Source organism: Nodosilinea sp. P-1105, assembly GCF_012911975.1.
GTDB lineage: Bacteria > Cyanobacteriota > Cyanobacteriia > Phormidesmidales > Phormidesmidaceae > Nodosilinea.
In genome coordinates this window covers 1-1,002 of record NZ_SMDQ01000174.1, presented here as the reverse complement: position 1 = coordinate 1,002, position 1,002 = coordinate 1, and the positions used below count along the sequence as shown (strand labels likewise).

Here is a 1,002-nt window from a genome sequence, read left to right as displayed (position 1 = left end):
ATATAGCGGTTCTCATCCGGGTGAGGTACAGTAGCAGCGGAAAGTAAACCAGCTCCGAATATCATTCAAAGACACCTTTTCGTAAGCGATATCAATGGCCTCTTTGAGAGCCTGATAGGTGCGTGGCCCCAGGGACTTCAAAACGTCTTTAGCCTTGGACCAAAACGGTTCGATGGGGGAAAAGTCTGGAGAGTAGGGGGGGAGAAAGATTAAACGTGCCCCAACCCCCTCAAGCGCGGCATCAATGTCCTCATTACTGTTGTGAATAGGACTATTATCGAGGATGACACAGGCTCCCGGCCAGAGTTGGGGAATCACCCGCTGAGTTAGGTAAGCCTCAAAGGTCAAACCGTCCATGGAGCCTACACATTGAAAGGAAGCAATCGGTCCTTGGAGGGTTAAGCCCTCCACCAGGGACACATTTTTGCCTCGACGTTGGGGGCGAGTGCCAACCGCTCGTTGACCTTTAGGAGCACGGGCAAAAAGGCGAACCATGGCCAGGTTGGTACCGGCCTCGTCAATGAAGACTAGATCTTCTGGGGGAATATCTCTGACGATGTCCCAGTAGTCACGTCGAGCCTGTTGCACCCGTGGCGTTTGGGCTTCAGTGGCATAGAGTGTTTTTTTTTACGTGTCAGGTTCAGTTTTTTGACAACCCGACCCATGGTCGAACGACTCACCACCACACGCGCCTGTTGCTGCACTTCCTGACAGAGTTCATCGAGGGTTATATCATTCTTGGCATCGATCAGGGATTGCACCAAAGCTCGTTGCTCAGCATTGAGTTTTGGGGGATTGCCACCCCCATGAGGTTTTGGTGCCAGGTTTCCGGTTTCCCGCCATTGCTTCAGCAGTTTCTCAATAAAACTTAAGGCGACATGAAACCGCCGGGCCAGTTTCCGTTGAGAAATATTCTCTGTGGCGTAGACTTCAACAATCTTTTTTCGAAAATCAAGAGAGTAAGCTTTCATGCTCAGCCATCACAAGGAAAATTCATTACAG

2 protein-coding genes are annotated in these 1,002 nt (G+C 50.5%); both read right to left on the bottom strand.

All coding sequences use genetic code 11. The features are described 5' to 3' along the window. Positions 1–12: 12 nt before the first annotated feature. Positions 13–588, bottom strand: a complete 576-nt coding sequence (locus E1H13_RS27590; RefSeq protein WP_347404228.1) for a transposase — start codon at positions 586–588, stop codon at positions 13–15. Beyond that, on the bottom strand, positions 528–971 hold the full coding sequence (locus E1H13_RS27585) for a transposase (protein ID WP_240966880.1): 444 nt from the start codon (positions 969–971) through the stop codon (positions 528–530). Before E1H13_RS27585 ends, E1H13_RS27590 begins: the two co-directional genes overlap by 61 nt. Positions 972–1,002: the final 31 nt, after the last annotated feature.